Consider the following 25894-nt stretch of genomic DNA (forward strand, 5'->3'; position numbering starts at 1 on the left):
GCGCTATGCACACATTCAACATGTCTAGGGCGTTATGCACAAAACACCCCACCTGTAGGTTCAATTCGAATGGTCTTACCAACTAAATCTGCACCACATTCCACGCCCACAACATGCGGAATGTCCAGCCTGCGGGCGTGCTGAAGAAGATGCGATAGCGAGGAGCCAGATCGGACAACTAGAGCACCTGCTGTCGAAATCATGGCAAGCTGGGACATGTCCGTCGTTTCCAAGTAAACCGCTGTGCCTGCAGCAAAGTTGTCAGGGGTTGTGAGTGTCAATTCGAGCCCCGGGCGAGGTACGCCCCAGGCAATAGGCTTGGTGCCCGCCTGCGGATGGTGCTGACCATACTCAAAGAATTTGCGGATTTGCTTGGGCACTTCATCAAAAACCGGGCAGTTACCGGATAGATCGCCCAGGTATGACGGCAAGATGTCTAGCAGAAGGTCGGCGACCCCGCGCCGGCAAAGTTCATCAATTGCAGGACTCAGCCTTCCAAGTTCAACCATCATCATTACTGCGCATTTGTCCTTCATCCAGGCAAGAGGGGAATCCACTACCTGTATAACGCTTGATACCAGCTCAGCGTCTAAGCAAGGTTCGGCAAACGGAGCGTATGAGGTAACACCTGCATACCCTGCCACTGATGCCATTTCTACAGTCTCGTCTGGGCTGAACTTGCTGGCCTCATGCCCGATCAAAGTGGAGGTCAAGGCCCGTTCAAATCCCTGACTTGGGGATTCAATCTTCAGCTCGATCGCGGTCGTGGCTATTCGACTAAAGCGGCCGTAAAGGCGAGAGACGACAGCAAGCTCACATGCAATAGCTTCGGCCAATGCGCGATCAGGACCGCCAAGCGAGATTTGGCGGGTCCGGCGATCGCTATCACGCTTTCTGTCAGCCAATTCAAAAGCCTTCAACAGGAGAGCTCCTGGGACGCGGGAGAATGCAGATCGAGGCAGGGACCCAAGTACCGAGGTGATATCGGCCAGCTGAAGTGCCCGAGCACTTACGAAACTGCGAACCCGAGCTAGACGCACTCCCCCAACCGAGAACTGATCACCAGGTGCCGCCATAGCGGCCACCACCGCGGCACCTACGGAGCTTCCATGGTCTACTGGTAGTGCAACGAACCTAGATGATGTACGGCCATACCCGCTGGTGCCTTTCAACAGTTTTGAAAGACCGGGTCGCCCAAGGGTATCTGTACTGACCTGGAGGATCGTGAGAACTCCATTTGCCGACACCGCCCACTCAATCGAAGTTGCCCCCATATCCCGGTGCAGATTTAGAAGTGCTGAGCGAACCTTTTTCGTGTCATTCGACAAGCCAGAAGTTTTCCAGATAGGTATCGCTACACGCTCTGTCTTCCCTGTGCCGGCAGTAGCAGCGTCGCCCACCCCCCCTTCACAGATGAACAGATGACCGTCACCAGCAGTGCCAAACATTGCTACACCGAACATTCTCGCGGTGATAAATGTCTGGATAAGTGAAAAAGGGACTTCGCCGGCGGCAGTGATCTGCGCATGAACAGTCTTCAGTGCTGCCTTTACCTCAGCCTTGCCCTGGGCAGGTATCGACTCGAACACCCCGATTGTTTGAGCAGACGAACTCTCTGAGGAAGCTGCGGATCGAACCAGTACACGCGCTGAAGTTACCCAGTGCGGAAACCTGTCGAGGTCAACGTTTGAAACCACGTACCCCTTCTGCACGTTGTAGCCAAGCTCCGCAGCCCGCTGCAGAAGACCAATTTTCGCGGGTAGAACATCAATGACAGCGTCAGTTTTGAACTGCCGGCGGGCAAGAAAGTGCTTGGCTGCAATCCAGCCTGACAAGGCACCCAATATTTGCGAGATTGAAATGAGATCATCGCTAGCCCAAACCGGCGTTGTCTCAAGATACGCGAGCCAGAGAATGTAAGTGGCCACTGTACCAACGAGAGCTACGGCGACCTTCATGGCCGGATGTCGTGGGCGGGCAGCTAAGAATGCACCAATAAAACTGATGGCCAGGTTCAAGAAAACAACCCATGCAGCTGATCCAGGAACCAAACCGAACACGCTTCCAATAGCTCGGATGCTTCTGCCCTCGATACTTGCGTACATCGCCGCTTCCGGGTCGATGAGATCGTCGTCAGTAAGCACCGCTCGATTGAAGAGGCCGGGCTCTGTGTTGATACCGAGCCATCTAACTCCGCCTGCCGACAGGATTTCGCCCGCAAGGATGGAGTGATAAAAAGTCCTTCGATCGTATGCCAGCCCAACGTAAGCTTTGCTTTGATCCAGCCCGGCAATAGCTTGAGTAAGCCCACCTTTGGCCACGATTTCCATGTCGATATGGTCAGTGCGTGGTAACTGGTTCTTTGTTCTGGCCCAATCATCAGCAGACTGGAAGTCTAGGAATCGAACGTCTTGGTAACCCAACACGTAGTCGAACGATTGGGCTGCTCCGAAGTATCGATCTGCGTTTTTGTAAGCCTTGAAGTATGCTGGCTTGATCAGCAACTCTTCTCGGGTTGGCTGCATGAAGTAGGCATCGACACCCCTAGCTCGAAGCATATCGAGCAAAATCCAGGTATCACCCGAGTAATGACTTTCAGCCGCAGTGATGAGAACGGTCTTGCCATGAAGGGCTTCGGCAATAGCATCAGCCCCTGACAAGAACACAGGAAGGGTCACCGTCAGCCCATGCAGCCAGCCATAGTTCAAAAACTCATCGGGATTGGTCGTACTGATGATGGTTGGGTTCCGCTGCTCCTTGAACGATGGAATGTCTGCTGGCAACACCGCATGATCATCACCGAGCTTAGCCAAGTGATCCCACGCATAGTCATTGAGAGCATTGGCGCCGCCCTCCAAAAATTGTATGTGAACGCCGAATCTCTCATTCAGATCCTCAGCTATCGCAGCTGCTGTAGTCCCCCTCTCATCGACCAGGACCACTTGTTGGTTTCCCTTCTTAGCTATCCCTAGCAGTGGCTCAGGATTATTGTGGATCTGCGTCGCAGTCGCTCCAAACCCGAAATCCTTGAATAGCTGAGGGCCAAGGTCGACGCGGATGACACGAATCTTGCGATTAGAGACCCCTTTGTAGAAGTCATCTGCGGTAATGCGCGACCCTGATAATGCTTGGGCAGCATCACTTACATAAGGGTATGGGATGTCAGTAGTGCGCTGTGAGGGGGCTCCAAGGCTCTGTGTGTTAGCAAGGATCGCTTCACGATTCGCGTCAGCCCACTGGATGCAGACGATCGCGCAAATGAAAAATCCAGCCAGGGAACAAATAATCAGGGCAAGTCGGGGGAGCTTCCAGAGCTTGACGCCGAAATATAAGGCAAGACCAATTCCCAGAAGTGGGAGGAATCCCGCACCCAGAGCCAGGGCACCAGCTCCACCCAAAATCACTGGGAATGCCTGTGCCTGAGCACTGACACCAATGAGCAACAACAGCCAAATTCGATTCATGCGGCACCGTCTAGCGAAGGTTCGTTGTGATCAATGCCGAGTTCACGACCGCCAATCGCTCTTGCGACTGTTGAAATTCGACGAAGGAAACTGGCTGACTCTTCAGTTATCACCGCCGGCCGCCGAGCGAAGGCCAAGGCAAGAATGTCAGGCGGTGGACGTCGGAACAGGGCCCAAATGAGCAGATCCTCGAACTTATGGGAAACCTCTAGGCCGGAGCTTTGCCGGGTGCTACCGCCCAAGACGTCAATAGGAAGTTCTGCCCACGAAGAGAGTGATAGAGCGTCGATGACATAGCGGGACAATGGCGTCGTGGGACCTGACCTGAGTGCCGCCCATACCAGCTCGTCACTGAATGCAATCGAGTGGTAATTACCTGCCAGATGGTGAGCCAGAATCGAATAGCGCTCATCGAAACCATCCAGGCTGCCGTCCGGCAGGAGGATCTGTTTCTGCAGGCGATCGTAGAACCACAAGCGCTGGCGGGGGGTGCAGCCGAACATATCAATCGGTTCCAGTAGGACTCGAGTCGCCCCCTTCACGGCCTCGAAATAACCTTCGTAATCGCACGTGTAGTCAGCCTCGCGCAGCGGAGCAGAGTTATCCGCAACAGCTTGCTTCCTGAGTTGAGCTCGCTTAATACGGCGGACGTTGGCGTACTTGCTTACACCTAACGGATCAAAATTCTCACTCGCCTGTGACTCCCAAAGCTGGAAAAAACCTGGGCAGCTGAAGCTGTCATCTGAACTCTGCATGAACGACCGAACGGTTTCAGGCGGTAAATCCTTGTGTGGATACCACCCGGAATTACACGCCTGCAGGTATTGGCAGTCACGGCAGAAGTCGTGCTCGTAGCTGAGCTTGTTATCGAGCTCACTGTTGTTACCCCAAACAACTTTCAGTGCAGCATTCGCATCGTGCGCATTTAGATTTATGTAGGGCTTGAGCGCCTCTGTGCCGGTCTGATTGGGATTGAGCGAAAGCTCCCCTCTCTGGTCCCAGTGGAACTCGTAAGCATCGTTAAGCGTGTTCTGGGACCGTGACAGCGTACGTAACGACTTTTTCATGTCGTCCAGGTGATCGACCGTCAATCCATATTGCTTGCCCAGCCGAGCCAGTGTCGAAATGTACTCGGCAACGTCCTGGTACTGAGGTTGGGCTCGATCGAAATACGCCTTCCCTGAACCCCATGGAAAAATCATGTCGCAGGTTGCGTCGGTAACGCCCCGCTTCACGAACGTTTCGATGATGTACTCAGGCCCAAGATCAATTAGACCCTGCCCCATTACAAGCACCAGGTTGAGCATGTTGCAGTCGCCCAAGGCTTCTATACGCTTGAGGTACTTAGGCAGGATGGCCATGCCTCTTCCGAACCGCCCACTCTCAGGTCCCTCAAAGGGGATCGCAATATCCATTGCGGGGTGCCCCTTGAACTCACGAAGGAGACCTAGATACCGATCGTCCTTCCACATCAGATTTGAACAAAAGGTGAATTCTGTCTGAATACCAATCCTGTTCATCTCATCAATCTGGCCAAGCACCCAAGGGAGGTTTCGCTGCCAGAACTCAAAAGGCATGAGGGTGGCTTCCCCCCCAAGTACGTCCAGGTGTAGGTAGGTAACGGACTGATCTAGATGGAAGGCTTCAATGATGACCTCCACCGCCCGCCGAAAGGTCGCTTCGTCGATGTACTCTTTACGTCGGAGCAGCTCTGGCTGGATGTAACAGTGTTGGCACGCCAGATTGCAATTGAGGTTGGTCGATATGGTCGTCGACATCATCTCAATTGAGCGGTTACGCGGAAGGGCGAAGGGTTGGATATTCATACCCTAATAGTGGGAGGGGACTGCCCCATTTCGGCCGTTCTGCAAAAAAAAACCGCTCCATTAAAGCGGTCTAGGTTCAGCTAAGGTTATGCCGACGCCTTGCAATTCTGTCTTTGGCTCGTGCTTCAAGCTGAAGGTGGTGCGCGAGCTGCTGTACGAGTGGGTGCCGCTCATTATTCGACTCGCCAGAATGCGAAAGGCGCGGGTACTTGAGCACCCAGCGGACAAGTTCGGTATTGTGTCCGGCCACCAATATGTCTGTGTGGCACAGCCCGCTAGACTCTAGGTCAACCTCAGCTCTTGCAAGCAGGTCGGCCAATGGATCACCGCCATTGGCGTCAACCCAACTCCATAAAGCCTCTGAAGGTACCGAAACCGCGGATAGATCTTGATACACCAGGTGCTCGAAGAGCACGCGCTGCTCCGTAGCTGTTAGCAGGTGTATCTCAGCCTGCTGGATCATCGTGGCCGTCCCTACACCTTGATAAGCCCACAGTCGCTGGATCAACGGCTTATCGAAACTGCTCGATGCACGCACGTTTACTTTTGCTCCGCGGGTTTGCTTCAGCCAATCTGAGAATGTCCCTGCAACCCCTACCGCCTCCTCATGGAAGACTTCAGAAGGGGGCTGAGCCTTAGCGCTCATCATCATCGATTGCATTTCCGAGCTATGCCTGGCCTGCACAGGATCAAACGAACCGTGTCGATCCTTAACCTTTGTCCATAACTGCTTGTAGCCTGGACAATCTCCTTTATCCCATGGCCGGACATCGGCTGGCTCGGCTACCCTGTAGTGGTACCAGCCGCCAGCACACGCAGAGTGGAATTCACATTGGAAACAATAGCTGTGGTACTTAGATAGCTTGTTATCTAGCTCTTGAGTGTTGTCTGCAAGGACCCGGTAAGCCCAATCATCATCACCAACATAAATCTTACGCTCGCCAAGGGCTGCTTCAGCTGTCGTTTGATTAGCGTTGAATGTAGTCAACCCGTCAGGCTCCACAGCTAAATCGTATCGAAAATTGCCGATGCACTGATAGCTTGTTCCGCGGAAAACGGCTCCTGACATTTCATCGGCGGGGGTGAAGGTGATTCCGGGTGGCGCAATATCAAAGAGTCGACATAGGTAGTCACTCATCTCCTTGAAAGACACCATATTTGGCTGCCAAAAAGCCCTCCCCGAGCCGTAAGGGCTTATCATCTTGATGCTGAAGTCGGTTATGCCGAGCGGCAGAAACGTTTCTAGTAAGTAATCTGGACCCATCGCCACGGTGGTCTTCGTAAGAATCACATCGAGAATCTTCTGCTTGGCTTTGATCGCGCGCACAGTTTCAGCCCAGGGCCCCATGAGCTTCATGTTTTTGCCAAAACGATTTGTGTCGGGTTCCCAGGATGTATAGATCGCCATCTCTGGCCAGTCACCATAGGTGTTGAACAGGTCGACGTACTCGCTCCGATGCTTATCGTTGGCAAATATCAGATTCGTCAGGACATTGATAGATCCTGGCGTTTTGAAGCCAGCATTGAATTCACGGCACTTATTCAAAGCATAGGGAAGGTTTCGCTCCCAGTATGCAACGGGGAGCTTTGTAATCTCCCCCCCGATCAACTCCCACTCCACTTCCTCTAGACCAGTATCCAACGCAACGAGCTGAGCAACACTGTCAAAGACAGATCTGAATACAGCCTCGTCCATTTGCGTCGGATTTCCCAGCTCAGCTGGGTCGATATAACAGTGGGTGCAGCGCCGGTTACACCACCTGGTCGCGGTGATGCTGATGTTTGCTTGGTTTACACGAGACGCCTTATGCACTTTGCATCCTCAACGAAGAATTCCAGATGCTGAGTCCGCCGGCACACTCGCCCGAGCCATCAAAAACAGGCACATGCGCCGGTCCGCCACCGCAATAGCTGACATGCTCACACCCGTGACAAGCCCTAATTCTTCTGCGCTCATGGGAAATTCGGGATAGCCGGTTTCGTGAAATAATCATGGAGTCGAGCGAACTAACGTGCAGATCACCGAGTATGGTGCCTTCGAGGTCAGAGTACAGCGGGTTGGTAGTGACTGTGCCGTCTGGATTCAGGGTTAGGAACCGATCCTCGGAAAGCACATTGAACTGAAGGTTGCCCGCATCAGGATTCTGCTCGAACACACCAATTGTGATGCCGGCCCGAGTCAGCCGTGCATAATGCCGCTCCCTTAGATCTGCGAGGAATGACCAGGCTTTCTGGTATGGAACAGTGAGCGGTAATGCCGGCGTACTGGCGGGGTGATATACGGGTGTCTTCAAGAATGAAGCGAAGTCGACAGAAATGTCGAACTCCCATACCTTGCATTCACTTTGAAGCATGACATCCACAAGGGCATCCGCTCCAGCCTGAACCGTCTCTGCATTGAGCTCAACGTTGACAACGCAAGGGACCCCAGCGGACCAGAACTTGTTGAGGCCGGAAAGAAACCGTTCCTGATAGATGACTTCAGATCCGGCCAGGTTGAATTTGTTGCCAAGTGCATAGGTAGTTTCGACCAGCCCATCAAACTCTTCATGAACCATTGCCAATAGCCAGTCTGGCACTGAAAAGCAGTTTGTAACCATGGTCTGCCTTGCGCTTGGCAGCAGGCGACGGGCTGTATCAACTAAAAGTTGCATCGCCTGCGGCCCAATCACTGAAGGCTCGCCACCCTCCCAAATGAGGGTGCAGTCTCGGTCTGCCCAAAATGATGACTGGAGGAATTGCTGGAGTGTGGCGACCGGCAACCGCTCTTTAATGGCCCGGTGCTCCTCAGTGAGATAGCACCGCTTGCAGTCAACATTGCACTGTCGGGTTACGTTGATGAATCCGATAGCTTCTGAGCGCATGCATGCCTCATAGGCTGGCAGCTTACTGCTGCCAGCCGGGACTTAACCGACAGCGATCAAGCCACTGGGTGGGGTGGGCTTGGGCGTGGCAGGTGGTGGTGGCGGCTCTATAGCACCGCCAGCTTCGAGAACAACCTGAAGAAGTGTCGCAAGCTCACCTGCAGCCAAGGCAGCGACCTTTGGTGCAACACCAAGAGCATCAGCTACACGACCTGCAGCCAAACTTGGGAGGGTGGTTTCACGGTCAAGGTTGATCCGCTGATCGAGCTGAGTCGCAGACTCGATGGAAGCCCAAACAGCTTTGAGAGCGTCAGGGCCTCCAGCAACAGAACTAGCCATCAGGCACAAAGCTTTGGCCAAATCCGCTTGCTTGGTATTAGGAGCTCGAACGCGCATACCTGAATCCTCTGCAGGTACTTTTTCCTCTGGGTCGACCTGCTGAACTCCATCTGCATTCTTAACTTCAGCACTGGAGGCGGTGGAATTTTCGGGCTCTGGTTCTACTACTGGGTCAGATGGTAGGTACTTATCGAGCACTGTGTGGATTGCGTTCTTAAGCTCGAACAGTAATCCGGCCGCGTCGGCACCGCGAAGCCCCGTAGCCTCAGCCAGGATGCGAATCATGTTTGGAAACGGAGTGCGGGTATCCAACTCAGCTTCAAGGATACTGGCCCGAGCTTCCATGAACTGTAAATCCTTCAGGTGCAGGGCTTTTACAGTGTTTACAACGAGGTCTTTCATGAAGTCCGGGCCTAGGACTTCAATCACGACCTCCGCGATGCACGCTTTAACATGATCCATAACGACTTCGGGCATGGTATCGGTGTAGAGCAAGTTCATCATCTCGTCGGTGGAGATGACCTTTGGTTTGTAGCCAAGCTCTGCGTACAGCAGGTACTCCATGTAACCATCGATCGGCGACACCCGGATATTGCAGCTCTGGCCATGCAACGAGATCCGACCGTAATCACGAATGAGGTCACAATATGCCTCAACCTCGGCATTAATAACCGTAGCGTTCGCCGGGGGAAGTAGATTAACCCCAAAACCAGCAGACTCAGCCTGGTAGAGGATTTCACGCGTATCCACCGACGTGTCAAAAGGCACATCAATTGTGCCAGGCGATGACGATCCCATAGCGAGGATAAGGCTGAACTCAAAGTTTTCGCTCAGCATTGCAGGGTTTTGGTCATCAGCTTGAACAAGCAGGCCAATGGAGCGGGCGTCAAGTGGAATCTGATTCAACTGCTCGTCACAGATCACAGATTGATAAGCAACGTCGCGTTTTGGCTTTTCAGCACCCTCCTCCCGGATCTGACGATGCTGCTCCTCGAACAGCGCACGAAGCTCAGACACCTTCTTGTTGAACACAAGGTTGTACCGAAATTCTTCGGGTATCGATTCGTCAACCTGGTCGTCGCTGACCTGGGTGGGTATGTCTACATTGTCAGCCACAGTGGTTGCAGACTCCGGCAAATGAGAGCCCGTCAGGGCAGCTGCGTCATCAGTTTGGGTCGATTCAGGGGGGGTCATGTTCATATTGCCTTAGCGCCAGCCTCGTGCACCGTGACATGCACCGTGACATGCGCCATGGCATGCACTATGGCAATAGCCCCAATTGCCGACGTTCGTGGAGTCCATGTCCTTGGCGGTTGCTGTAGCGGCCAGAAGCATGTTGTTGATCCGCGGGACGGCCTCGTGCTTAACGACGCTGTTCAGAGTGTCAGCATGCCGCTCTACCATTGGCTTGATCGGGTTCATTTCGAGCAGCTTCCGCATCTGGGCGACGTTGTGGTCAGCTTCCAGTTCGGCCTGGGTCTCGTTGATTGTGAATCTGGTTTCAACGCTGTTGAACGCCGCTACCGCGATCGCGCTCACGGCCAAAGTAGCCAGCACCCTGTTGGGAGTAAATTTACTCATTATTCGCCTTCTCTCCAGATTATCAACGCGGCCCATACGGCACCGACTACTCACCCATTGCCGATGGAACCGGACTTGGATGTAGCAATACTTCAGAGGTCCTGACCATTCCCGACCAGAAGTCTCGCCCAGCTCACCAAGCTAATGGTGGACGTGGGAGTACATCGGGATAGTACATTCAGGTTTCCCAATCACGAAGCCAAAACGACACTACCGAATTATTCAAGATCCCAAGGGGTTCTATCCCGCGACTGCAATCAGCGATGGCTGCTCAGCCAAAGCCATTTGCTCGTTGATGAGCTTGAACGCGGTAAACCCACCGGCACACTCTCCGCTCTCATCCGTTTTTGGTGTCGCCATGCAGCCTGAACTGCAGATTGGCTTGAATTGACAGCTATAACAGTCAATCTGGCGATCCTCGCGCATCTCAACTAGTCGAGTCGGCTGGGCATCAGATCTGCCTATGGCGTTACGGTTATTTGATTCGGATGTGAGTGCAGTACAAGCTTTGTAGTAGCCGCCATCGTCAAAGGTGTGGAACCGGGTATCACAAGCGCCAGACAAGCATCCATAGCCTCCACGCTGCCCACTGCGAAGCCTCCGGACGCTTTCAGTCAAGCCGTCTAGTGGGGATATGTGAATATCCTGGTAGTGATCTCGAGGAGTCGCGATATACCGAGAATAAGCCATAGCGAACCGGGCGATCCAAAGACTGTATTGGCGGTTGGTCACACCGATACGATCCCAATTGGTGATTGCATATCCGGTCCTAGTCAGCCTCTCAAAGTGAACGTGACGGATTCCTTTCGAGCGAAGGTAGTCGATTAGGTCTGAGGGGTTTCTGAACCGTTGCATCAGGATCTTGGTGGTTGTAATCACCATGTACGGCTCAAGCCCAGCGCTCTGCAGGGATTCCATATTTCGCCAGAACCGCTCCTCGAAATCTACATTGGACCCAGGCTTGCTGGCCTTGGTACGACGAATAACCGGATCCCAAGAAACGCCTACAACGCCGTCAAAAAAATCTCTGTAGAGGTCGGCCCACCTGAGGTCGAAGTTCATCAGATTTGTTTGCAGTGAGAACACGACCTTGAATCCCTCAAGATTCGATCGCAGGTATACAACAACTTTACGCATCAACTCGACACCTACGAGAGTTGGCTCCCCGCCATGCATTTGAAACAGGATGGTGCTACCTGGAACAGCGAAGGTTTTGACCTTAGCCGGAATTGCTTCAATCTGCGCCCAACTCATCCGCTTTGGATTGTTTGGGATAAAGCAGTGCTCGCAATGTAGGTTGCAGGCCTCGATCAGTCGCACGTAAACCATGTGATCGAAATCAGGTGCGCCGATGCTCACTGAATACGCTCTATGCCGTAGGTGTAGGGGTCGTACCCGTATATTCCAGCTGCCGCTAGATATGAAGAAGCCAGCCGGACTCCATCCGCCGAGCTCAGAAAATCCTGGACATGGTTTAAGTGCGATCGATATCCAGCGCACTCACCCAGTCCTGAATGCACCTGATGCGCAGTGATCGGGCAGCCGGACTTGCACCAGCTCCGGAACTCGCATTTTCGGCAGTGGTTTTCGACGTGCTCGATATGCTGGACTCTGATCCAACCCTTGCGCGCAGGGCTAGACTGAAATGCATCGATACCATCAGAGGCCTTAGGCCAGGCGTCGACTTCATACTCCATCCTGTCAGGACATGAGTTGAGAGAGCCGTCCGGATTTATTACAAGAAAGTCACGCTGGCAAGTCCCGCCCCAACGCTCTCCTGGCTGCCCGTTCAATACACCGGCTATCGAGGCACCCACAGCATTGTTGGTAACGCACGAGCCGAACTGACGTAGGTCAGCCATCGAGATGTCGAATAAATCACGGAGAAATGTTGCGTGCTCACGGTTATCAGGGCGATTCTCATCACCGCCTTGGCTGTTGTAGCGTTCGATGTTGAAATGTTTGAAACCATTGCTCTTGAACCATGCGTAGATCTCGGGCGCCCTGCCTAGCTCGCCGCGGGTCGGCACCATGACAGGTCCAACCTCGAGGCCATTGTCCCGGGCCAACTGAACCTTATCCATCCAAAGGTCTACGTACCGGCTGCTAGAACCATTGATAGTTCGGCCAGAAAAGTCGATGGAGGAGCCAATGAAGGCGCCGCAACGCTCACGCAAAAAAGCAATGTGGCCCGGGCGCAGAGGGATCAATGAGGTTTGGATAGATTCTTGTACTTCAAGCCCAACAAGCCCCTGACGCACGGCATCAGAGAATTCGAACAATACTTCTGAGGCCAGAGTAAGAGGCTCGCCACCATGGTAGAGGATCGATACACGGTCGTGCCCCTCTCGTGCAGCAAGATCCCGGATCAGCTGCAGCGAGTGCTCCAACGTCTCCGTTGTCATTCGTTTCTTATTGGACCTGACTTCATCAGGCAGGTAACAGAAATCACACCCAACATTGCAGTAATTTGTTGGCTTCAAGTAGACCTGGAGCATCAGGACACCTTGCTCAGGTCTGAAATGCGCGAGTGAGCATCCGCAGGGGTGATGCCAAGCTTCAAAAGCAGCTTATCAGCCTCGCCGCTTGCCACTGATTCCTTGAGCCTGGTGAAAACCATTTTCCAGCTCTCACAGTATCCAAACTTGCCACCCATGCCGCGCTCAAACAAAACCGAATCTCGGGCGCAACCACCTTCACATTCGATGAAATGATCACAAGACCGGCAGTCGACCGGAAACTTTATTTGACGCCGCATAATCTCTTTGGACGCAGGCGACGCAGCTAAGGCAGAAACGATCTCGGCCGGCGGGTAGAATTTTACCTCTACAGGAGTGGAACCTTGGACCTCACCCGTCAGAATATTGCCAAATCGGTAGCGCTCATCACCAAGGTCACTGAACTCACTGCAATTGAATACTGAACCGTCTGGATCGATGGTTAAAAACTTACCGCCGCAAGACTTCGTCCAAGGGCACAGAGTGCTTCGGTAACCAGCAACCTTCTGGAGCATCTGATCCAGAGGCGTGATGTTGAAAATAGGCAGATCCTTGACCCAGCGATCGTACAGATCTACCAGCATCTGACCATACGTGTTTGGTTTTATCAGCATGCCAGAATCTCTGACCCGACCGGCCGGATACGCGTAGTTGAATCGAATGTCGAAGCCGTATACACCATAGGCCTTAGCTCGGTCATACATCTCCATTGCAGCCGGGGCAGCACCTTCGTCATACACACCGATGACAAGTGGACGAAACCCATCGCCAATCGCCGCATCCATAGCGCGCCAGAACAATCTGTCGTATGTGTCAGCCGACCCCTTAACAGTGCGGTAGCGCTTATAAGGGTCATAACTGGTTGAGATACGACCTTCAAAGACGTCTTCAAAGACATCTTTCCAGCGCGAGGACTTGTAGGCCAGAAGGTTGGTCTGAATAGCAAACTTCACACCAGGGTGGCGCGCCCGAGCGTATTCAGCACACTTGATGTAGAACTCAGGCTTCATGAGCATCGGCTCCCCGCCGTGCCAGATCCACTGCACGTTAGGGGTGAAGGAATCAACAAGCCGATCGAACATCTTCCGGAAATCGTCGAAGGTCCACCCTGCATTGCCGTCGGGAGGCGCAGAACAGTAAGTGCAATCTGCATTGCAGTCCTTTGTGGGCTTGGCGATGATGACTGAGTACGGCACTTATCAGTTAACCTATAGTGGCGAACGCCTCTTGTGAGGCTTAGGGGTAATAGCAGTACACGTCTACGAGCGAGTCCAGCTTGTTCCGCTCTTCCGCGGTCCCCCAGATATCCGTCTGGACAACCCACATGCTTCCGTTGTCGATAAGCCGGTACACGAACCCGAAAATACCGCTACCAGTGACACCAGGGTCGTAACCACCAGACATCATGCCAGGCCGTAACGAAGCCCTAGGGAGACCTCCATTCGAGCAAGTCGGCTTTATAACGCCCCAGCCATGTCTGACAAGGTATGTGCCTTTCTGAACATAGTTCGGTAGCAGATCCGAAAGGAGAGCGTTATTCCTCGACCTAATCTTAATATTGTCAACTGTCAGAATATTGTTAGTCGCGATGCTTACGCTTCCCGAGCCGGATGCAAGCTCTAGCTCCCCATTCAAAGCGGTAACCTTAGGGTTGACCTTGGAAAGCTGAATATCACCACCTTCTGCAATGGTTTGCTGCCCCATCAGGAGAGCAGTTTTCATTCTGTTGTCTTCGGGATCACCAGTTGCGATGCGACTCAATTTCGAATCAAGGGCCGGCTCTGTACCTGGGACACCAATAGTTGTCCTAACAGTATGGCTTGACGTATTTGTGATAGTGGTCGCAGGCAAACCGTTCGCAACATCCCCATCCCAGTCCGCAATAATGTTTTGAGAAATGCTGAAGGTGTAAACGGTGCAAGAGGTGTTAATGGCTGAGTTGAATTTGTTCTTGTTGGCAACTCCCGCGAGCATCGGTGGGGCCGTACCTTGAAGCACGATCTGGGCGTCTGTGCAGCTTGGACTGGCCGGCCAGACCCCATTCTTCATTCGATATGTGCGCACAGCATCCAAGAAAGTTTGCGTCTCTTGAATAGTCAAGCTGACGCGCCTCTCGTTGATCGACTCCATAAGCTTAGGAACCGTAAACACAGCCATAAGCGCGAGAATTGACAAAACTACTGACAGCTCGATGAGTGTGAAGCCCGCCTGAGCTTTGATTCTACTGCGATCAGCGTGTTTCTTCATCGTGCAAAATCCGTTTCTGATTGACAACCCAAGATGGGTATGAGGAATTCTTGATTCGCGTGGTGACTATCACCCGAGTCTTCCCACCTACAGTTTCGGTTGAATAGCCACCGTAGTCGCTCTGTAGGAACGGTAGGTCAACTGCCACGTAGCACCTGGCCGCGTCGAACTTCACCAGGATCTGGGAACCAAGGGCATTTTTTGTAGCCAGGTCGTAGTTGGTGGTCAGCTTCGACTGAAGCACCGTGGTCGATGCCCAGTTATCTAGAGAGCCATAGGTATGGGTGTATCGGCCCCGGGCATCTACAGATGTAGCCAGAACTTTCGTTCTAGCGATCTCGCAAATCTGCAAAATCATTTGAGCTTGCCCGATAGACCCCTCTACCTTTGCCTCGGTGATCCGCTCAAGTACTGGGGGCAAGATCGCAGTGCTGAGGATTGCCATGATAGCCAGCACGAAAATGATCTCCAAAAGAGTGAAGCCCGCTTGGGCATCGCGAGATCTCACATCTGTTTCAACGCTGAGTTGAGGTTTACAATCGGCATGTAGAACCCGATTGCGAACATCATGATGGTGAGAATCATCATTGCAAAACCGAGCATCGAAGCCGCTCTACTGACACGTGAGGAATACTCGAGGTAATAGGCACGCAAGGCTTCGTTGAGATTCGAGAGGATCATATCCCGGCCGCTGGGGCCCTGTTCCTCGAATCCCTGCAAGTTTTGATGGACAATCGTGGGCCATTCCGGACTGTCAAACACATCAGAGAGCTGACGGCCTTCAGTCAACCGGTCAGCCGCCTCTAGGTAAAGGCGATGGCTAAGCCCCTTCGATCGCACTGCGAGAAACCGAAAGCTCTGAAGGTTGTTGAAACCGCTACCCAGTAACAGCTGGTAAGAGGTTACAAAATCGAGTCCTCGGGAGATCTTCATCCGGTCGTTGATGAATGAAAAGATCGGCAGCGTACGAATGTTGTCCCAGATTTTCTCCCGGAATACATAGGTAGCGGCGACTGCAGCAATCAAGAAGACAAAATACTGGGTGTAGACCATGTACAGAAACATGATCATTTTACTCATGCTGTTGAGTTTAAGCGGAATGCGTTGAACCTCAATGAAGTCGTGCATTGTGCCGCCAGCCCATAGCGGGATACCAATCATGAACAAGCATCCCAGGACCGTATAGAGGAGGCCTTGCTGCATGGCCTTACCGAATTCTTTCTTGGCGTTAATCCGCTCCTGAATAGCTTTTGAAGCTCTGAAGAGCGATTCGGATAGCTTTCCTGCCTTCTCGCCGGCGTCCGCAACCAAGATTGCGGTTTCATCAAACCGCAGCTTGGTAAAATATTCTTTGGGGGTTTCGCACTGATCTAGCTCGGCGTAGGTAATGCCAAGACGCTCATGATCGACCGACTCCTTGATTGCCTTGCCGATTGTTTTACCGCTCGCCAGCTTTGAACCAATTGCAGAGAGAATCAGAACCTGTTCAACAAGTTGGAATCGTTTCTCAAACGTAGCCTTTACAGCACCCAGGTGATCAATCTTTACTTGCTGGATGAAGGCCGGGGGGCGACCGGAGAGAGTAATGGCTTGCTCGCGACTCTCTGCTTTGATTGACGAAGAAGTTTCGATGGAGCCGGACTCTCCGATGTAGCGAATCTGCCAGTAAGCCATTATCTCATTTCCCGATCAGTTGCAGCGGTAAGTGACAGCGATCCGGGTGTTACCAGAGGCAGTTGCCGACTGCACGTTGTTATTCGAGGAAAGGGCGGTTGCCATATCAGAAGCGGTTTTGGCATCCGTTGAATCGATGGTGTAGTTGATGGTGACGGTGTTCGAGGTCACACCAGCGACACTCCAGTCAGTGTTCCATACGGTGGTGGTCGGCAGGCCACGCGCGAGCAGCAGCTGTTTGGTGATCGAGGTGCTGGAGCAGGTATTGGTACGGGATACCTGACGCGTAATGGCGGACGGGAAGTCTTTCTCGAGCTGTGTCAGCGCGGTGCTGTACTTGGCGTCTTCCTTGTTCTGGAGCAAGCCAGGCAGAATGTACGCAGCCAGCATGGCCAGGATGGCGATTGCGATTACGATTTCCAGAAGGGTGAAGCCCTTCTGAACTTTCAGCGCTTGGTTTGAAACTCGGTGTTGGTGTTTCATCTCGGAGTTGCCTCGGTTTTCATGACTGTTTGTAAACGCAGATGATGTGAGCTGAATCTGCTGCTAGGTGCTACTGGTACCGCCGAGGCGGCCGTCCATGACAGAGCTAAAGACCTCATGCAGGACAGGGGTGAATCGAAATCCCCCATCCGAATGCCATCCATCGCCCTGTTTTCCGGGAGATATCTGCACTGCAAGATTGTCTTGGATGTTGTGGGGACACGCTATCCAAAACACCCTTCCCAAATTCCATAGGTGTCGCCACTCAGTAAAGGTCAGAGCTGTGGCTGAATTCGAAGATGCGAAGGTGTTTGTTGCCCGGCCGGATGTGACAAGCCCTTGGCCCCATGCTGACTTGCCCGGCCTGCACTTAGGCGGTCAGTCAAATAAGGACGCAGATGCTTTTCGAGCTCTTCGAAGCTGGTGATGCCGGCCTTGACCAGACGCAAACCATCGTCCCAGAGATCGAGGAAGGAGCCGTCCGCAATTGCGTTCCTGCGCATGGTGTTAGGCGGCACGCCAGCCAGGATTGCTTCCTGGATATCAGGCGTGAACTCAAGGATTTCCAAGATGCCAGCCCTGCCTTTCATGCCACCCGATTCATGCCCGCACTTCTCACAACCCTTGGGGTTGGCGCGATAGAGGCAGACATCGGTGTCCCCATTGAATATCTGGTTCAGACCATAGAGCGAAGCCTGGGCCGCAGAATCTTTTAATCTGTACTCAACCTTGCAACCGCTGCAAAGTCGGCGTACTAGCCGTTGGGCTGCAAACGCAGAGGTGTTGGAAGCGATTATGTCCAGCGGGATGTTCATTCGCTCAAGTCGACCGATCGACTCGTGGGCGTTGTTAGTGTGCAGGGTAGTTAGCACCAAGTGACCAGTTTGAGATGCCTTGAATCCCAGATCAGCCGTCTCCTCATCACGCATCTCACCAACGTAAATAACGTCAGGGTCTTGCCGCAAAAGGGCCCGAAGCGCGTCAGCAAAAGTCAGATGTTTCCCGCACTCAGTATGCGACATCCCCTCATGCTGAATTTCAACCGGCTCTTCGATGGTGTGGTAGTTACGATCAGGGTTATTGCGATATGCATCAACGAGCACAGCGCTGAGCGTGGTTGTTTTTCCAGAACCAGTCGGCCCGGTCATAGCTATGAGACCGTTAGGCTGGTTACCTAGCCGTCGCAAGATGTCCTCGTTGCGCTTCGAAAGGCCAAGCTGCGGAAGGCTAGAAAGCTGGGTGTTGTTTCCGAGAAGACGCAACACTAGCTTCAGCGCTTTATCAGAGCCGCGCTGGACGGGCAAAGAGCTCAACCGTAGGTTGATTTTTTTATTGCCCGTCAAATCGAAGCTGAATTTGCCGTCCTGGGGAGTACCTGTTTCAAGAATCAGGTTGCTTCGAGTTTCAATCGCCACCCGGCAGATAGAGTCATGAAGGGTGTTTAAATAGGTTCTTTGGGTTCGAAGATCACCATCGATGCGATAGCGCACCTGAACCCGATCACCCTGCGTGGGCTGCAGATGGATATCGGTAGCGTCCTTCGATGCAGCTTCACGAATCATGTCGTCAATACGCTTGGCAGCAAGCTGTTTAGCTTGTTCACCATCTGCGGTGATGACTTCATCATCATCGATAACGGTGTTGCGTAACCCGTCTAGTTTGGCTGCACCAATGACGCCAACACGAAGCTCGCTATCGGTCTTCAGCTCCCCTTCGTTCTTTTTCTGACGGGCCCAAGCCAAAGCTCGTGAAATGGACCGCTGATCCAGAGGATTGGTCAGAAACACAATGCCATCGTAAACGCAGTAGTTTTCAGAGGGGCCCGGTAGGACAGCTTTCCGCCCCTCTTCAACCTCGACAAATGCAGGACGACTCAATGCTGTTGCTACAGCAGCAACTAATGCGTCCTCGTTATTCGTCATCCGAGCAATGTCTGGGATGATCGACTCAACGGACTCAGACGGCGGTAACGACTGAGCCTGTGAATTGGTGATCTTCCCCTCGGAAACTAGAAGATTGAGAATTTTCTTCTGTTGAAGCTCAATAGATCGTATGTTTTCAGAGCTCATAGTCAGTCGTCCGCATAGCGCTTGGAAGATGTCCAGTCAATTGAAACTACCTGGGTTCCCTTAGGCCCCTTCAAATATGCTTTATCAACTGAGAAGCGAGTCAGAGTGAGGTCATAGACCTTCTCACCAACACGGAGGATCCGGTCGCCGTCATTGGTTCTGAGAATGATTGAGTCGCCGCGAACTTCTTGGAGAGAAAGGATCTTCTTATCGTCGTCATCAGATGCCGGCTGCTTTTGTGGTTCTGGACGCTCTTGATTCGGCAAGGGTGCCTGTTGTAGACGCTGCTGATTGCCAAAAGCGGAATTCGGCGTGCTGGGTACGGCCCCGCTCATGGTCGGCTGATCGAGCATGAAGGGCATCGCATTGGGGACGATTGGTGAGCCAGAACTCTGGAACGGGTTGACCTCGGAAACTCGGCCCTGCTTGCGCACCTCTACGCCCAGTTTCTGGATGCTTTCCACCCCAAGTGGATTACCTTCATTATCAACAATGAAACTGGCATCGGACATCTTCTTATAGGTTTCAGCCATGTCGGCTTGGATCTTCAAGAGGTCGCGCTTGTATTCCATTGCACTGAGGGTCTTCTGACGGTCAAGTACCTGGTCAGCATCATCTGCGAAGATCGGACATGCAACAACAGCAGTCACTGCCATTACCAATAAGTTAGGAAAGAATTTCATCTCAGGTCCCTACAACAGTGATGTTTAACTTCATGATTCCGCCTGAGATCGTGTAGTCATACAAGAACGTCGGAACCTCAGATTGGATTTTTTTCACGGCTCCAAGTACAGCCCGCGGCGAGCCGCTTACTTGAGCCGTCCAGTTTCGGAGAGGCCCAGAATAAGTATTGGCTTGTTCACTTTTGGCTTGATCATCCAGAGCTTTGAAAGAAACTCTGTGGATCGCAGCGGTAGCACTGGCCATTTTCCATGAGCTTTCAAGCTTCGGCAGTACCGGAAGCTTATTAATGGCATCAATTTCGTTCTGTAACCCGTTATTGACACGATCTATCTGCTTGTAGTCATTAGGTAGCTTTCGGTCTTCACTCAGCGACATCGTCACTTTGAGACTGATGAAAACTACAGAAATCATCGCCAAGTACATGGCGCCGGTGAAGAGAGGCTCACCACGGGTGTTTTTGCCCTTGGCCCCAAATCTTTTCCGGAAGGATTGAATATTAATACGCTACCTCCAGTGCATCAGGAGATACAGTCAAGAGATAGGACATTTGGGGCATCAACTTTGATGTAACACCTGGAATCTTTCCCGAAAGATCCACTGCAAAATCAGGCCGCGTCATAAAAACATGCCCAGCTGTAAAACCATTTGTGTGCCCGGCAGCAGTAGGCGTAGATATCTTGGGATCGAAGGCAAGAACCTGATCTATGCTCGAAATAACGACGCCATCATTTGGTATGGTCTGAAGCCGTTCTTTCAACAGGCCCGCGACGCGCGTATCCAAGTCGCTGCTTAACTTCTTTTTGGTTGTGTATTCGGCCATATTCATCGTGAAAACCGCATACATTGTGTAGTTGTAGCCAACGGCGGCGACAGCAGCAACGATGCAAATCGCTAGAGCGAGATACCAACGCTTTGTACGTTCGTGTTGCTTTTTGGAAAAGAGCTCAACTCGTGTAAACGCTGGCGTCGATGGAAGGATCAGGTCGGTGATGTCAACGCGGATTCTTGGCGCTGCGAGCAGATCATAGCCATATAAGTCCGCAGAGTAGTTGTCGATATACTCAGAGGATCGCTTGATATTTGCAGGACTGTCATAGTCAGTCCCATTCTGCATTTGCAGGTATACGCCACCTGCTTCGCTGGTAGGGAATACAACAACCTCGTGCCCCAAGGGCACAAGGTTGTTTGCAAATAAGAGCTGCCAGAGGCCATACACGTTTGTGCCGGGAAAATCCTCCCTTAACGTGCCGAGCTCATTCTCATCAATATAGATTGGTGGACGACCATCCGGGCCGGCATGCTCAATGACCGTGAATACTTCAGCATCACGGCCAGTTGCCAAAGCATCGGTACCGATAGCGTCACGGAAGATGATGACTTCTTCACCACCTATCTTGATCGGTATCCCAAGCTGAAGTTCTGCCATTACAACGCCCCTTGCACCAATGTTGGGGTTACGACCAGAACCAGTTCACGCCGCTCCAGAGAGTTGTTAATGCCTTGAGTGAGCGGATTAAGAATCGCTTTGGTCACCAGGTTCTGCCATGGCAACTGGCGCATGGCTTCGTTCATACGCTTTGTGATCAAACCACCAAGGTGCACTGACTGGCCCGAGGAAGTAATCAACTGGGTGCTGAACTCTTTAAGATTCACTCTCGGAGTATTGAACGAATAATCACCGATGTTGATTGTGTCCGGGTCATTCAGGTTGGAAATCACAGGCCAGACATCAACAAGCAACTGGTCATTATCAAGAACACGGACAGTAACGCTAAGCGTTACACCAACCTTCAGTCGGCCAAGCTTAGGGGTCACTGTTACGTTTCCGCTCTCATCCTGAGATTGTTCAACATCAACGATGTAGGTCAGTTCCTCACCGGCGTAGATTTGAGCTGGGACGCCATTGCGGACAGTGATGTTGGGTTGATCTTTAAGCTCAACACGGCCGTATTGCTCGAGGAATTTAACCAGAGCCGATGCCGTTACCTTGGAGGAGGTGTAGGTTCCTTGAACGTTCCAGAAAGGGTCGTCGCTCTTAGGAGACGTGTTAAAGAAATTCAGGCCGAGGGGGTTCCCGCTGACCGTAGAATTGACCAACAGATTCCAGTCGATCCCCTTTTGCTTGCCATCTGTCAGGAGGACGTCATAAGCCTCGACCTGAACGTTCACAACCTTCGTGGACTCTTCGATTGCACGCTTAAGATATCGATCAAGAACCTTCATCTTTGAAGGCTTGCCGCCGGCAGTAACGATGCCTACAGACCGAATGCCCTCGATGTACGCAGGTGCTTCCTCAGAGTCACCCAAGCCGCCAATCATAGCTGGGAGTTGAACGTCGAAATTCAACCCAGAACTTTGTTGGTTCGATGGGCCAGTGGGGGAGTTGCTACCGCGGCTTCCAGATCCAACGCTCGTACTATCTGCAGTACCCATTGAGCGCGTAGAGCCGCCTTTATCCGAGGCGGCACCGATGATCTTTCTGGCACCTTCCATGATTTTGGTCCACTCGTCCTCAGACAGGGTGAAACCAATGATGTTGCCAGTGGACGTGCCGGTTTCCTTGGTATTGTCTTCACTGTCACCCGCTTTGGCACCGCGGGTTTGAGTAGACGCAATCACGTTGTTTACGTTACGGGTCGAGGCAAAAGCTGCCAAGTTCCATTCACGCGTAGAGTAATTGCTGACAAAAATTCGGTTACCTTCGATCTTTATGTCGAGATCACGAGTTCCCTCAATGTACTCGATGAAATCCGCCATCTGCATGCCGTCAGCGGATACGTCGATAGTGTCATTCAGATTTACCTTACCGCGCGGGATAATTGAATAACCCGGAAGTGTTTCAGCCAGGACGGAGCGCAGGGGAATCCCCTTCTTGCTCAGGAACACCGGCTTACGCCTGGCGGCATCCTCCGTGCGAATCTCACGCACATAGGTATTGCCCCGAAGAGCCTGCATTTTCTCTTTAGCATCGGGCCGCAGGGCACCGTACTGAGTTTCAGGGGAGAATTCGAATTGGCTCTGGCAACCGAGCAACCCGGAGGCCAGTGTCAGTGCAAGTACAATATGCTTGAGCTTCATTAGCTGGCCTTACGTTACGGGCGATCGGTGAGGAGGATCATTGGAGAAGGGTTGCCACCGGCATCCTTCAAATCCCAAAAATATTGGTAACGGACTTTGGCGTCGCGAACCGAGGCCGTAAGACTTCGGAGTGCGACATCCCGAGCATCCGTGGAAACGAATTCATAGGTGCGAACCTCAAGTTCTGGCTTACGGCTGAAGTCAGTCTTCACACGCCAGCCATTCGGCATGATGCCGGTTACGATTTGCTTGATTGTTGCTGCCTGGTACTCAGCGGTAACCGTTTCGTTCATCACGACTGTGGGATCGATTCGCTCCAGGATCACCCGCTTATGGGCAGAAGACTCAATCACTTCAGCATTGTTTTCGGCCAGCATTAGCAGCTGGTCGCTATGAGCCTTGATATTGGCCACTGCTGCGACTTGCTCATACTTCAGGCGTTCTGCTTGTTGCTGAGCTTGTCGGTTAAGCGCTAGCGCTTGCTGAATCTCTACCTGCTGCGCAAGCAGATCGGAACGGCGCTTAGCCGCAGTTGCTTCGGCGGTAGCTTTAGCAGCCTCCAATTGGCGCTCAGTTTCCTTACGCGCATTCATCAGAGACTGCTTATTTGTTTCAAGGTCAGCCAGGGTTTGCCGGTACTTACGCTCCGTTTCAGTTTCCTGAACGGAAATCACTGGATCATCAGCAGAGAGATCGAGTTGAAGGCCGTGTGAGGGCTTAGTCTGCTGGTAGTCGACGGGTTGGTTGATGTTTTGCGCACGACCGGCCTCATAGGACCGATCGAACGGGGACAAGGCTTCGTTGCGTGCGAGGGCGCTGTCGCTGAACGCGCTATTCGCCGCATAAGCCGCTTGGCAGCCGATCATCAGTGCCAGGATGGACAGGGCATGCTTCACAAACAAAATCCTTTGGAGGTGACTGTTACCGTAATAGTGGAAGGCCAGTGCTCCAAAAACGCGGTTTTGGTTGGAACTTTTCGAAAAAAACCGGCACCCTTTTTGAGTCCCCGCTTTTGGTATGTCAAAAATGAGCTCTTCAGCAGCATCGAGCACTAAATCCGCGATGTTCCCATTGATCGTCATGTTGGCTTTGGTGATCGGTGGATACGCGGCCTACCTCGTCGAGATCGGCGAGGAACTCAACTACCAGGCACACGCGCTTGCGCCCGTCTGGTACATGTTCAAGCCACACTTGGTTACGCAGGTGATTTCGGATGGTGGCTACTTGGGTACCCTTGCTGCTGTAGGCATGAATATTGTCCACGCCTTATTGTTCTCGGCGGTGGCTTACTCCCTCGTAACCATAGGCTTTGCGAAAATCTATGCTCCACGCAACGATCAGCCCAAAGCTGAGGAAATGGAGGAACCAGATCCAGCGGTAACAGGCATTTATCCTTGTGACATTCCTGGTTGCACGATGATGGTAATGATCCCGGATAGCCGAGATGCCAGCACTGGGGCAGTCATTCCTGGTGTTAAGGATACGGACCCCTTTGAGCAATACTATTTGCGATGCGACCGCGCACCGGTCGCCACTGCTAGGCCGCCAGAATCGCCGATTGAAAAGCTCCAAGTTGCCATTCTTGAGTTACTCAAGGCTCATCCAGAAGTTCCGGCGAGCGTAGGACATCACCATGCTGATGCATCTCTCGGGGACCACTCCATAGCAATCTCTAAATCCGTTGCTGATTACATGCGTGCCAAAGGTTGGGAGGAGCCTCTTGCTCGCGTCGCCGGCCTGGCTCACGACATCGACAAGCTCCTCGCGTATCAGCAAAAAGGCCCTGGTGAATGGGTCAAACGCAAGGACGCGACCCACCACAACACATTCAGTGCTTATCTAGTCCGGCAACAGCCCGAGTTCAACTCGCTTGCCCCTGAGGACCGCTTCACGCTCACGATGGCTCTGCGTTACTACCACCACCCGACCCATCTGCCCACTAATGCAGGGGACCGCGTAGAGCGGCTCATTAGCGCTATCCGGCATGCCGACGGAAAGATTATTCAGTCTGAGAAAGCGGCAGGTATCGCTGCTGCTCAAGCTGCCTCAAATACGGTCGATCTTGTTGCTTCGGCAGTAGAGAAGTTCTTGAACGTGGCAGATATCAATGCTTACCGTGGCGGTCAAGATGCAGGCTGGACGAAGGATGCTTTCGAGTATGTGATCATGCCCATGTCACGCTTGATTGAGTCCCTTGATGAATTTTTACCCAACGCTCTTGCTCGTCAAATGCAGTTGGGCGTGGACTCACGAAGCTTCAGCCACCCGTCGATTCCCGTAATCAAGAATGCACTCGATTCACTAGGCCTTCTCATGTGGAAGGTCAAGGACATGGAAAGCCCCACTGCGATGTTCGACGTAAGGGTTGGTGTGAAACCATGGAAGGCCTGCGTGCTTCTCAATAAGGATCGAATCTCCGAATTGCTCCCAACAACAGTGCCTAAATGGGGAACCACCAAGTACGGAAACGTCAAAGTGCTACGTCCAACACTCGACAAAAATGAAGACGACAACGAAACGCCGGATGCAGACGCAACCAGCTAAAAGATTCTGCATGCGGAAACTTTTCCCCGGGGCAATCCCGGGGAAAGTGATCTTAAGGGGTGCTCAAAATCCGAAGGGCTGCCTCAGTTCTGACAACCCTTTCAGCACGATCTATCTCCCCCATTTCGTTCCAGCAGTGATAGGCCTCTTCGTACTTTGCTTGTCGCTCTGATATGCGGCACAGGGTCGTCTGATACTCTGACCCGGATAAGTAATCTTTCGCGAACTGCTTCAACGAATCGTCGCGACCGGTCTCCCAGAGAAGAGTGGCTACGGTATCGATTGCATGCTTTCTGTTTTCGCCACTGATGCCGAAGTATTTCATTCTGAGTTGACCAGAATTATTGCGGCTAACGTATTGGGCAAGCATCCGCTCAGCGTGCTGGTACTTACCCATTAGAACAGCCTGGTCCGCGCCCGAGAGTTGGCTCCGATCCTGCAATTCAGATTCAGAGGGTGCGAAGAAAGGCTTCTCGTCGTGAGCACAACCCGACATGGCAAGGACAGCCATAGCCAAAATGGAATAGCGCTTGATCATCACAA

The 25894-nt window shown here is 52.5% G+C and carries 21 protein-coding genes; 1 reads left to right on the plus strand and 20 read right to left on the minus strand.

Going from position 1 to position 25894, the window contains the following annotated elements:
• Positions 1–32: 32 nt before the first annotated feature.
• The 19 genes from HBO10_RS23930 to HBO10_RS24020 all read right to left on the minus strand — a co-directional run bounded on the left by HBO10_RS23930 (position 33) and on the right by HBO10_RS24020 (position 23889).
• Positions 33–3464 carry a PEP-utilizing enzyme gene (locus tag HBO10_RS23930; RefSeq protein ID WP_169904169.1) on the minus strand — a complete coding sequence of 1144 codons (3432 nt, stop codon included), beginning with the start codon at positions 3462–3464 and terminating at the stop codon, positions 33–35.
• Positions 3461–5290 (minus strand): hypothetical protein, encoded by a 1830-nt coding sequence (locus tag HBO10_RS23935; protein WP_011922853.1) that lies wholly within the window; start codon positions 5288–5290, stop codon positions 3461–3463. The genes HBO10_RS23930 and HBO10_RS23935 overlap by 4 nt, the downstream gene beginning before the upstream one ends.
• A 76-nt stretch (positions 5291–5366) precedes the next feature.
• The gene (locus HBO10_RS23940; RefSeq protein WP_169904168.1) at positions 5367–6986 is read right to left on the minus strand and encodes a radical SAM protein; all 1620 of its coding nucleotides are present in this window, start codon (positions 6984–6986) and stop codon (positions 5367–5369) included.
• A gap of 109 nt (positions 6987–7095) precedes the next feature.
• The gene (locus HBO10_RS23945; protein WP_169904167.1) at positions 7096–8154 is read right to left on the minus strand and encodes a hypothetical protein; all 1059 of its coding nucleotides are present in this window, start codon (positions 8152–8154) and stop codon (positions 7096–7098) included.
• Between the two features lie 42 nt (positions 8155–8196).
• Entirely contained in the window at positions 8197–9687 is a 1491-nt protein-coding gene (locus tag HBO10_RS23950; RefSeq protein ID WP_169904166.1) for a hypothetical protein, read from the minus strand.
• Positions 9688–9699: 12 nt separating this feature from the next.
• Positions 9700–10074 (minus strand): hypothetical protein, encoded by a 375-nt coding sequence (locus HBO10_RS23955; RefSeq protein WP_169904165.1) that lies wholly within the window; start codon positions 10072–10074, stop codon positions 9700–9702.
• Between the two features lie 240 nt (positions 10075–10314).
• Positions 10315–11433 (minus strand): radical SAM protein, encoded by a 1119-nt coding sequence (locus HBO10_RS23960; protein WP_169904164.1) that lies wholly within the window; start codon positions 11431–11433, stop codon positions 10315–10317.
• Complete coding sequence (locus tag HBO10_RS23965) at positions 11430–12572, minus strand: SPASM domain-containing protein (RefSeq protein WP_169904163.1); 1143 nt, start codon at positions 12570–12572, stop codon at positions 11430–11432. Before HBO10_RS23965 ends, HBO10_RS23960 begins: the two co-directional genes overlap by 4 nt.
• The gene (locus HBO10_RS23970) at positions 12572–13654 is read right to left on the minus strand and encodes an SPASM domain-containing protein (protein ID WP_169904162.1); all 1083 of its coding nucleotides are present in this window, start codon (positions 13652–13654) and stop codon (positions 12572–12574) included. The genes HBO10_RS23965 and HBO10_RS23970 overlap by 1 nt, the downstream gene beginning before the upstream one ends.
• A 154-nt stretch (positions 13655–13808) precedes the next feature.
• Positions 13809–14819, minus strand: coding sequence for a prepilin-type N-terminal cleavage/methylation domain-containing protein (locus HBO10_RS23975; RefSeq protein WP_169904161.1), 1011 nt, complete (start codon positions 14817–14819; stop codon positions 13809–13811).
• Positions 14803–15327 carry a prepilin-type N-terminal cleavage/methylation domain-containing protein gene (locus tag HBO10_RS23980; protein WP_169904160.1) on the minus strand — a complete coding sequence of 175 codons (525 nt, stop codon included), beginning with the start codon at positions 15325–15327 and terminating at the stop codon, positions 14803–14805. The genes HBO10_RS23975 and HBO10_RS23980 overlap by 17 nt, the downstream gene beginning before the upstream one ends.
• Positions 15324–16493: a type II secretion system F family protein gene (locus tag HBO10_RS23985; protein WP_169904159.1), complete on the minus strand. Its 1170-nt coding sequence runs from the start codon at positions 16491–16493 to the stop codon at positions 15324–15326. The genes HBO10_RS23980 and HBO10_RS23985 overlap by 4 nt, the downstream gene beginning before the upstream one ends.
• Before the next feature lie 15 nt (positions 16494–16508).
• Positions 16509–16976, minus strand: a complete 468-nt coding sequence (locus HBO10_RS23990) for a prepilin-type N-terminal cleavage/methylation domain-containing protein (RefSeq protein ID WP_169904158.1) — start codon at positions 16974–16976, stop codon at positions 16509–16511.
• A 275-nt stretch (positions 16977–17251) separates the two neighbouring features.
• Positions 17252–19045 (minus strand): GspE/PulE family protein, encoded by a 1794-nt coding sequence (locus HBO10_RS23995; protein ID WP_011922841.1) that lies wholly within the window; start codon positions 19043–19045, stop codon positions 17252–17254.
• Between the two features lie 2 nt (positions 19046–19047).
• Positions 19048–19728, minus strand: coding sequence for a hypothetical protein (locus tag HBO10_RS24000; protein ID WP_011922840.1), 681 nt, complete (start codon positions 19726–19728; stop codon positions 19048–19050).
• A 1-nt stretch (position 19729) separates the two neighbouring features.
• Positions 19730–20146 carry a hypothetical protein gene (locus tag HBO10_RS24005; RefSeq protein ID WP_153045957.1) on the minus strand — a complete coding sequence of 139 codons (417 nt, stop codon included), beginning with the start codon at positions 20144–20146 and terminating at the stop codon, positions 19730–19732.
• Between the two features lie 79 nt (positions 20147–20225).
• Positions 20226–21155: a hypothetical protein gene (locus HBO10_RS24010; protein ID WP_169904157.1), complete on the minus strand. Its 930-nt coding sequence runs from the start codon at positions 21153–21155 to the stop codon at positions 20226–20228.
• Positions 21155–22807, minus strand: coding sequence for a type II and type III secretion system pilus protein (locus HBO10_RS24015; protein WP_011922837.1), 1653 nt, complete (start codon positions 22805–22807; stop codon positions 21155–21157). Before HBO10_RS24015 ends, HBO10_RS24010 begins: the two co-directional genes overlap by 1 nt.
• Before the next feature lie 14 nt (positions 22808–22821).
• A complete protein-coding gene (locus tag HBO10_RS24020) occupies positions 22822–23889 on the minus strand; it encodes a hypothetical protein (protein ID WP_262378123.1) in 1068 nt (355 codons plus the stop codon).
• Between HBO10_RS24020 and HBO10_RS24025 the strand changes: the two genes are divergently transcribed.
• A complete protein-coding gene (locus tag HBO10_RS24025; RefSeq protein WP_169904156.1) occupies positions 23870–25351 on the plus strand; it encodes an HD domain-containing protein in 1482 nt (493 codons plus the stop codon). The two genes, HBO10_RS24020 and HBO10_RS24025, sit on opposite strands and share 20 nt — an antisense overlap.
• 52 nt (positions 25352–25403) lie before the next feature.
• On the opposite strand, the gene HBO10_RS24030 is transcribed toward HBO10_RS24025, so the two are convergent.
• Entirely contained in the window at positions 25404–25889 is a 486-nt protein-coding gene (locus HBO10_RS24030) for a hypothetical protein (protein ID WP_169904155.1), read from the minus strand.
• Between the last annotated feature and the right edge of the window lie 5 nt (positions 25890–25894).

The sequence above is a fragment of the Pseudomonas sp. WS 5503 genome (assembly GCF_012985385.1).
Classification (GTDB): Bacteria; Pseudomonadota; Gammaproteobacteria; order Pseudomonadales; family Pseudomonadaceae; genus Aquipseudomonas; species Aquipseudomonas paracarnis.

Coding starts and splice junctions, on each gene's coding strand:
- HBO10_RS24015 (WP_011922837.1), bottom strand. CDS start 22,807: ATGAAGCTCAAGCATATTGTACTTGCACTGACACTGGCCTCCGGGTTG.
- HBO10_RS23955 (WP_169904165.1), bottom strand. CDS start 10,074: ATGAGTAAATTTACTCCCAACAGGGTGCTGGCTACTTTGGCCGTGAGC.
- HBO10_RS23930 (WP_169904169.1), bottom strand. CDS start 3,464: ATGAATCGAATTTGGCTGTTGTTGCTCATTGGTGTCAGTGCTCAGGCA.
- HBO10_RS23975 (WP_169904161.1), bottom strand. CDS start 14,819: ATGAAGAAACACGCTGATCGCAGTAGAATCAAAGCTCAGGCGGGCTTC.
- HBO10_RS24030 (WP_169904155.1), bottom strand. CDS start 25,889: ATGATCAAGCGCTATTCCATTTTGGCTATGGCTGTCCTTGCCATGTCG.
- HBO10_RS23935 (WP_011922853.1), bottom strand. CDS start 5,290: ATGAATATCCAACCCTTCGCCCTTCCGCGTAACCGCTCAATTGAGATG.
- HBO10_RS24010 (WP_169904157.1), bottom strand. CDS start 21,155: ATGGCAGAACTTCAGCTTGGGATACCGATCAAGATAGGTGGTGAAGAA.
- HBO10_RS24025 (WP_169904156.1), top strand. CDS start 23,870: ATGTTCCCATTGATCGTCATGTTGGCTTTGGTGATCGGTGGATACGCG.
- HBO10_RS23965 (WP_169904163.1), bottom strand. CDS start 12,572: ATGCTCCAGGTCTACTTGAAGCCAACAAATTACTGCAATGTTGGGTGT.
- HBO10_RS24020 (WP_262378123.1), bottom strand. CDS start 23,889: ATGACGATCAATGGGAACATCGCGGATTTAGTGCTCGATGCTGCTGAA.
- HBO10_RS23985 (WP_169904159.1), bottom strand. CDS start 16,493: ATGGCTTACTGGCAGATTCGCTACATCGGAGAGTCCGGCTCCATCGAA.
- HBO10_RS23940 (WP_169904168.1), bottom strand. CDS start 6,986: ATGGACGAGGCTGTATTCAGATCTGTCTTTGACAGTGTTGCTCAGCTC.
- HBO10_RS23995 (WP_011922841.1), bottom strand. CDS start 19,045: ATGAGCTCTGAAAACATACGATCTATTGAGCTTCAACAGAAGAAAATT.
- HBO10_RS23990 (WP_169904158.1), bottom strand. CDS start 16,976: ATGAAACACCAACACCGAGTTTCAAACCAAGCGCTGAAAGTTCAGAAG.
- HBO10_RS23945 (WP_169904167.1), bottom strand. CDS start 8,154: ATGCGCTCAGAAGCTATCGGATTCATCAACGTAACCCGACAGTGCAAT.
- HBO10_RS23970 (WP_169904162.1), bottom strand. CDS start 13,654: ATGTTCGATCGGCTTGTTGATTCCTTCACCCCTAACGTGCAGTGGATC.
- HBO10_RS24000 (WP_011922840.1), bottom strand. CDS start 19,728: ATGAAATTCTTTCCTAACTTATTGGTAATGGCAGTGACTGCTGTTGTT.
- HBO10_RS23950 (WP_169904166.1), bottom strand. CDS start 9,687: ATGACCCCCCCTGAATCGACCCAAACTGATGACGCAGCTGCCCTGACG.